We start from the raw sequence: 7,225 nt of genomic DNA, 5'->3' as shown, positions 1-7,225 counted from the left end.
TTAACGCGGTGTCGTGTTAAACTATTTGGACATAAAGAAGGCTGTCGATACTTTCTCGACAGCCTGAAGCAGCCGTCGGCTGCTTTTTGGTTTGATCAGGTTAACCACTCATTTGGGGTTGGCCTTTATTCATAGCCGGTGAAGAGGAGATTAACAAGGCTGACCATTTGGCTTCATGGCCAGGCATTACCCCGGGCAATCGCTCGTTCACAAAACACGGAATTATCAACGAAGTTTTGGAAACTTGCGCCGCGGAAATAAAGAAAGCATACATCGCTATTTCACGAAAAGTCCTGGTCATTTGCTACCACATGCCTAAAAATAAACAATCTTACATAGAAGGCGGACAAGCTTCGTAAATCCTAAAGAATGAACCCATTCGAGACTAGAGGCGACCAAGCAGTAGGCCGCACTGAGCCCTCTTTCTTAGTTCTACGATCTCTTGCGTGACTGACACTGGTTGTAAGTCAATGAAATCCTTTTTCGCAAAAAAAAGCGTTGGGGAGTCCCCAACGCCAAATCAACAACACCTTTTTGAAAGTTGATTTGGCGCGGTTTTTGAGTTGGAAAAACGTCAGCTTTTGAGAAATAAGTTTTAGACTATAAATTGCAACTTCATAATCAATCCCTCAAACTCGAAAAATAAAGTGTTAGACTGAATTAAAAAATAAGAGTCGTTCTAATTAGTAATGGGTACATATATTTCAAATGTTTAAATACATTTTATAAAGGGCACATTTTATAAAGAATGGGGTGAAACTATGCCGTTGAAAACAATCGCAAATAAATGTCCCGAATGTGGAATTGAAAACTGCTTTAACATACCAATTTCCATTACGCTCCAAGATCTTAAGGTAAACTGGTTAAAATGTACTTTTTGCTGCAAAATCAGCATAAAGCAACGATGGCTATAACGTAGATTTAATTTTTTCACTTAGGTTCTTTAAATTCCCCGTGTGCTTTATTAAATCTCTTCTTATTTTTTTACAAGTATCTTCATCAAAGGTTACTTCCTTTTTATTCACATGGCTTCTAATCACTTTTTTATTATCTACAATAATTACTTCTGAGTGTGCTAATGCATTCCTAACATCAAGTATTTCAGTTTTATAAGCTTGAAGAATATCTTTATTATCTGAAAACAGTGCTGTCCCGAGTTCTAAATGTCTGTGTTTTATTAATCTATTAATAGCACTTAGTCTGTCATTAGCTTCTAGTTCTCCACACAATTGCTCGATAATTTCAATAGTTGCTATTGACTTGTATTTAGTTAATCTTTCTTCTCTATTTATAATTACTTTATCAATTATCTCTTGCTTTTTTTTATCTTGATCTCCGCATGTTGAGATAAGATCTAGAATAATTCCTGTCATTTTAACATCTAATTCACTCGTTTCAGACATCACTAAGCCTCTCATTGTATTGACCTCTTGCAATTTCTTAATAGTAAGTGAAATCAATTGTTTAATCTTACTTAAAAGTTCTTTAGCACCAACCAAAAATGATACACGTTCTACCCATTTATGTCTTGTAATAATATCGTTTATACCAGTTGCATTACTTGAATAAAACAAAACTTCCGTTAATATATTATGACTTCTTAAATTCTCTAATATTTTGTCTCCAGTGTCTTCCTCACTTAAGTTTAAATCAGTCAAAATCAAGTCGTAATCATCTTTAATTAATTCTTCTAAATTTCTCCCATTTTCGTGATGATGAATATTAAGTTTAAACCCATAATCCATTAGGAATTCATCTAGCACTTCTCTTTTCTCGGCAACAATATCAGCGTCATCTTCAAACCACAGTATCCTATATTCCAGTCCCATTATGAACCTCCAAAATAAACTCTGCACCATGCGCTTTATTTGTATTGACTGAAATTCTACCATTCATATTCTCTAATAACTGTCTGACATGGAATAGTCCCAATCCTGACCCATCAGTAGTTGTAAAACCAAAATGAAATATCTTATCAACTAGCTTGCTTTCAATTCCCTTTCCATCATCTCTATATATCATTTTCAATGTATCCAATGTATCTTTCTCCCACACTATTTGCACATTTTTCGCACCAGCTTTATAAGAATTGCTAAGTAAATTATCAACAATAATAATAACTTCTAATGGTTTGAACTTATAGCTAAAGACTATATTTTTCGAGTTATCAATTTCTATACCCAGTAATGTGTTATTAATGTTTAAATCTTCGTAATGCAAATAAACATTTTCAATATACTCATTTATAAATTGAACAATATCCCGTGTTATAGTCTTAGACGTAGTATTAAAATTAGCTTTGGTAACGAATCTTGCAATAGTCGAAATTTTTTCATTCTCTATGCTTATCTTTTCTACAAATTTCATTAATGTTAGTTTTGAAGCATCATTTTTGATAGCGTCTTTCAAGCCATTAAGACTGTTGCCGATTTTCACAGTTCCATGATCAATATGATGCTGCAAACTAACTATTTCTTTTACATTTGTAGAAGCAACTGATTTTAGAAAAAGATTTTGGCTCTCAGTCTTATTAAGATCCTCGCTCATTTGCTGCAATTGCTCTTTGCTCAATTCACTTTCTTTCTCAAATTCGTTTCTCTCTATTAAAAGCTCATTAAATTTCTTCCCGATTCTATTTAGGTCTTTATGCAACTCAGGATCATTTGTACTTTCTAAAGCTCTTACAGTTAAATTTGAAATAACTCTTGATGCGCTATTTTGTTGGCGTTCTTCAATTATCTCGATAAAGTCGGGATCATACTCTACACTAATAATATCTTTTGATAAGGATATTTTTTTTATAGTTTCGATTATCTCCGATTTTACATCTTCAGGATCTAGGGCTCGATTCCTTTCGTTGCTATCTTCTGAATTTATTTTGTATGGCTCACCCCATCTAATAATACTCACTACATACTTTTCTAATCTTTTCAGGCCTTTATCATAGAAGCATTTAGTTAAATCTTCATAGAAGTTGTTTTTTATGAAACCACCATCACGGCTTGTTGTTTCTATAAAATTATCCCGAAAATCTGTTATCTCAATTCTTCCAATAAGTTCACGTGTGCCAAGAAATCTATTGTGCCCTTGATTTTTTCGCATATCTAATTTTAATGGATCTTCGCCTTCTTCACCAAAAGGGTAGATTCTAAAACCATTCTTATACATAAAAATCGACCCGTATGATTTAGGGCGTATTCCCATTAATTTTGTAAAATTAGTTTTGGCAGCATGATTCAGATAAAAAAGCTCAAAACTTATATCTTCGATTACATATGGATTGATCTCAATTGTTTTATATATAATCTTCCCTCGATCTTCAAGAGTTGTAGTGATTGTCTTATTTTCAACTAATACATTGATCTTGGTAGTTTTAATTTTTAGCACTTCAAATATAGAGTTTTTAATAAACCCATTTATTTTACTATACTCTGGTGCTTTTTTGTCATCATTAATTTCATCATCTGCAATTAGCTCAATGCTAAAACTGTCTGTTTGCTGATTTGGGTTTATTAACTTCTCCAGTGAGTTTTTTAACTTAATCAATTTATCTCTTTCCCACTTATCCCTCAGACCAGTTATTTCTAAAATTGTGCCATGTGGAATATCGTATTCTATTTTTTCTAAGACTTTATGCTTAACTCCTATTTCTGCAAACTCAGCTTTGTTGTTCTTCTCAAACTCTTCCCATTTAACATTGATATTTTCTATAAGAGCGTTGTTCTTATCTTTAATAGTAATAAGATTGAGTTTATTTCCTAGACGATCACATGAAAAACGACCTACACCTTTAGCTCCCGCAAAACCTCTTAGCGACTTTAGTTTTGATCGATAGTCCTCTTTCTCCTGTTCATCTTCAGAACCATCTTTCTTGGCAGAATACGCAACAAATAACCATTTTTCTTGTATATCCTCAATGTCCATTCCCTTACCGTTATCAACTATAATAATTTGGGCATTACTTGATTTATTATTCTTAAAATATAGCTTTACGTGAGTTGCATGTGCATCATATGAATTTTTAACCAACTCAAATATAGCTATTAGCTCATCAGTAATTAATTCTTTACCGATTAGATTTTTAAGACCTGTACTAATTTTGAACTTCAATAAATCCCTATCAGCCATTACGCATCACTCATTATCATTATTTTTTAGTACTTTCATAATTTCATTTGCAATAGCATTAGCAAATAAAGGAGGCACTGCATTTCCAACTTGAGTGTACTGGGGAGTTTCATGCTTTCTCCTCTCTCCACCAGTTGTCCTTTTACCCAAAAACTCAAAAGAATCATCAAATGATTGTAATCTTGCCAGTTCTCTAACTGATAGTATTCTTGGATTACTGGGATCATAATGAATAATATCATCAGGTAAAGTAAGAATAGTAGGGGAGACCTTGTCTTTGTGAAGCTTAGTACATCTATACTTCTTTGTATTAAATTCTTCAAACTCCTGCTTGTCTATTCGGTTTAATAATTGTGCGATACTCTCATCAGGCTTTAATCTTTTGAACCTTTTCGTAACTTTATCTGTATGTTTTGAAGCAGAATGATTAGTTAAACTTCCAGCGCTTATTCCAACACCGTGTATGCTCGGTGTTAAACCACTTTTTAATGCTGACTGATACAAAGAAGTTTTATATTTACTGTCATATAATTCTGCTGTTTCTCCATTTTTCAAAAATCGTAAATCTGAAATTGCTTGAGAAACAGTTACTGTATTGTTATGAATGTCAGGAAATTCAGGTGGTGGGACTATATCAATTAGTTCACCTTTTACACGTTTGATCTGATGTCCTAAAAAGATGACTCTCGGACGATTTTGAGGAACACCATAGTTTTTCGCATTTAACAATTTATATTTTACGCTATAGCCAATTTTCTCAGCTTCTTTAACAATAATTTCAGGTACAGTTACATTATCATAAATAGTTTGACTTATCGCTTTCAATCCATTTACTTTAAAGGATAGTATACCTTCTACATTTTCTATAACGAAATATTTAGGTTTCACGATTTTTACAATTTTTAAATATTCAATAAAAAGATAATTCCTTGGATCTGATTGACTTCTCTTCCCAGTTAAACTAAAACCTTGACACGGTGGACCACCTACAACTACAGATATTTCATTACCATCGAGAAACTCTTTAATCTTTTTGGGTTTTGCTATTCTCCTAATATCACCTTGATAGAATTTCAAATCTTTATAGCCTAATTCTCTATGTCTATTTTTATAAGTTAATGCTGCTTCGGCGCTAAAATCACATGCATTAGGTATTCTAAATCCAGCCTGCATAAAACCCTCGGCCATTCCACCCGCCCCTGAAAATAAATCTAGAACATTAAAAATTTGACCGCTCATTAGCTCCACCTATTCTGTGTTTTTGAACCAGGATATCATACATAAGACTATTTGACCAGGAGGGAAATCCTATACTTCCTTCATTTTACATTAGATATTACTGGGCTACTAGGAAAATTGTAAAATCAAAGAGAAATTTTTTCTCGAATTCGAATAGCCCAATCTCTTACTTCATCATTACGATAATGTTTAATCTTTTCAGCAACCAATTTATCACATCGATCCAAAATATTTTTATCCCAATGACCACTGTTTTGCACCAATCCCTCAAGCAGCAGCTTAATCTCATTTTCTATTGTCTTTAGTTCCACATCCTGCAATGGTCCCAGAATAAGTGTAGATATTGACCAATCATCCGGCCTTGCAATTTCTAGAATATATTTTGTGAACAAAGGGCTGGTCACTTGAACAATAGCACAAGTCCGGCGAACACCATTTGGGCAAATCGAAAAGCGTTTACCAGGTGGAATACGGACTACAGACATCTTAATGGAGTACTTAGCCATTTCCTTCAGTAAACTAATCATCTTGAAGAAGTCTTCTAATCCTATAGCTTCAGAAATCGGAACCATCTCCAGTGTTTTAAAATCAATGGGAGGTGTATCGCCACCGACGATTTAATCCTGAACACTGACTTCTTTGGATTCCCCTGAATTTTTGCCGCCTCTACCAGAACTAACAATTACATCGTTACCTGCATTCGTCCGACGTACGTCCTTCTTACGCGTTCTCACTATTGGATAGTTGACGAACTTCATGAAGGTAGGAGGGGCTTCAAGAACATCTTGATTAGTGTCCTCTTTGGCATTTTCGCTGTCATCATTTATGATTATGCCATCATCCTTGGAGCGAGCTGATATTCTTAAGCGTCTATCTCCGAATGCAGATTCCTGTCGTTTTTTAGATTGATGAAAGAATGCAATTTCATTGGCAGGATGGGTGAAGCCTGCAAGTCCTATGATTTCTTTAACCAAAACCATGTTGATAAATTTATCGCCGCGTACAATCAGCTCTATGGGGCCTGTAGGCGGTAATTCCACATCTATTGGTATTCCTTTTCTCAATGCTTTAGTTGGATTAGTGGGATATTCGGCAATTGCCCGACTGAATAGCGATTGATATACAGAATCCCACATCGCTTTTATTTTAAAATCCAGATAGATCCATGACATATGACGAGCATTACTTTCCGTAGCCATTGTATTAGGTACACGAGGCCCTAAATGAAAATGCAGAATATTCTTTTCATACTCACAGCGATCGATAAGTTGCTCCAAGCCATGCGGCTGTAACATCATATTCGCCATCAGATTCGAATTAATAAACATTGCTCTGATAAGCTCTAACACCGGAATACATAGAGTTATATCCCCAATCGCATACTGAACGATTTTTTGTGTTCCGAGCTCTGGATTTTTCCCGAAATTAATAAGACTTTTAGGCAACTGAAATCCATTCACCACTTTACCGCTATTAAGCGAGGGAATGGTAAATGTATACGCCGATCCGCTCATGGGGCGGAAATGATTAAGCACACCATTCGTATAGATTTGGCCAATTCGCAATAGTGGAATTGCTCCCCAAGCACGGGACAAGATTTTCACTTCACCCGATACTCTTCTAAAGGCAATTCGTATTCTCCAATTTCCTTTGTAATCGGTATATGGCGAACCGAACCAAATCAATTCTACATCCTCATTTTCTGCGAACGGCCACGAACGAAATTCTATTGCAGCCACTGTGTTGTCACCTCATATGCCAAATTAAAATTATGCAATCCATGACCGCTGTCCTTTGCAGATTGGTGTCGTCATATAACCAGAATCAAGCGCGACGGCTTCCACTTCAAAACCAAATC

Annotated in this window: 5 protein-coding genes; all 5 read right to left on the bottom strand. The window is 34.9% G+C overall.

The features are described 5' to 3' along the window. Positions 1–908: 908 nt before the first annotated feature. The 5 genes from ACFO9Q_RS22920 to ACFO9Q_RS22900 all read right to left on the bottom strand — a co-directional run bounded on the left by ACFO9Q_RS22920 (position 909) and on the right by ACFO9Q_RS22900 (position 7,106). A complete protein-coding gene (locus ACFO9Q_RS22920) occupies positions 909–1,829 on the bottom strand; it encodes a hypothetical protein (RefSeq protein WP_379185905.1) in 921 nt (306 codons plus the stop codon). Further along, positions 1,813–4,128, bottom strand: a complete 2,316-nt coding sequence (locus tag ACFO9Q_RS22915) for an ATP-binding protein (protein ID WP_379185904.1) — start codon at positions 4,126–4,128, stop codon at positions 1,813–1,815. The genes ACFO9Q_RS22920 and ACFO9Q_RS22915 overlap by 17 nt, the downstream gene beginning before the upstream one ends. A 6-nt stretch (positions 4,129–4,134) precedes the next feature. After that, on the bottom strand, positions 4,135–5,367 hold the full coding sequence (locus ACFO9Q_RS22910; protein WP_379185903.1) for a DNA cytosine methyltransferase: 1,233 nt from the start codon (positions 5,365–5,367) through the stop codon (positions 4,135–4,137). A gap of 125 nt (positions 5,368–5,492) precedes the next feature. Then, entirely contained in the window at positions 5,493–5,894 is a 402-nt protein-coding gene (locus ACFO9Q_RS22905) for a Tn7-like element transposition protein TnsE (RefSeq protein ID WP_379185902.1), read from the bottom strand. A 90-nt stretch (positions 5,895–5,984) separates the two neighbouring features. After that, complete coding sequence (locus tag ACFO9Q_RS22900; RefSeq protein WP_379185901.1) at positions 5,985–7,106, bottom strand: hypothetical protein; 1,122 nt, start codon at positions 7,104–7,106, stop codon at positions 5,985–5,987. Positions 7,107–7,225: the final 119 nt, after the last annotated feature.

This window comes from Paenibacillus sp. GCM10023252 (assembly GCF_042653305.1).
Taxonomy (GTDB): domain Bacteria; phylum Bacillota; class Bacilli; order Paenibacillales; family Paenibacillaceae; genus Pristimantibacillus.
The sequence above is the reverse complement of the archived record's forward strand: the minus strand, read 5'-3'. Positions and strand labels throughout refer to the sequence as shown.